This window comes from Cupriavidus sp. GW821-FHT02F09 (assembly GCF_059421605.1).
In genome coordinates, this window is record NZ_JBWKVH010000118.1 from 1 (window position 1) to 581 (window position 581).

Annotated in this window: 1 protein-coding gene; it reads left to right on the plus strand. The window is 60.9% G+C overall.

What is annotated here, in order from left to right; all coding sequences use genetic code 11:
* Positions 1–57: 57 nt before the first annotated feature.
* The coding region (locus AC07XB_RS39045) for a Chromate resistance protein ChrB (RefSeq protein ID WP_492833304.1) at positions 58–581 on the plus strand (524 nt) is incomplete at its 3' end.

Consider the following 581-nt stretch of genomic DNA (forward strand, 5'->3'; position numbering starts at 1 on the left):
TTTGTAATGATCTCTACATCATTGAAACCTGTGCGATGTCTCCCTATGCTGCCTTCCATGACCACACCCCAAGACTCCTGGATCCTGCTGATTGTCAGCCTTCCCACATCGGGCGCGACTGCACGCATGCGGATTTGGCGCACCCTCAAGGCATTAGGCGGAGCCGCCTTGCGCGACGGAGCCTATCTGCTGCCTGCCCGCGCCGAACAGGTGGAACAGTTCCGCGAGCTGGCCGACGAGACGCAGCAGCAGGACGGCCAAGCCTGGCTGTTGACGGTGCATCCCCATCAGGATGACGACGCTGCCGCATATCGCGCACTGTTCGACCGAGCGAGCGAATACGCCGAACTCCTTGCATCTGTCTCGGAAGCCCGCCAGACCCTTTCCGGACTAAGTGAGGCCGAACTCAACCGCTTGTTGCGACGGCTTGGACGCATTTTTGAAGCGATCCGCAAGGTCGACTTCTTTCCCAACGAGGCGTCCTTGCGTGCTGAAGCGCAGTGGCGAGATTTCACGGGCGCCGTTGAAACGATCCTGTCGCCGGGAGAACCGCATCCCGCTTCCGGGGCAATCGCCCGGCG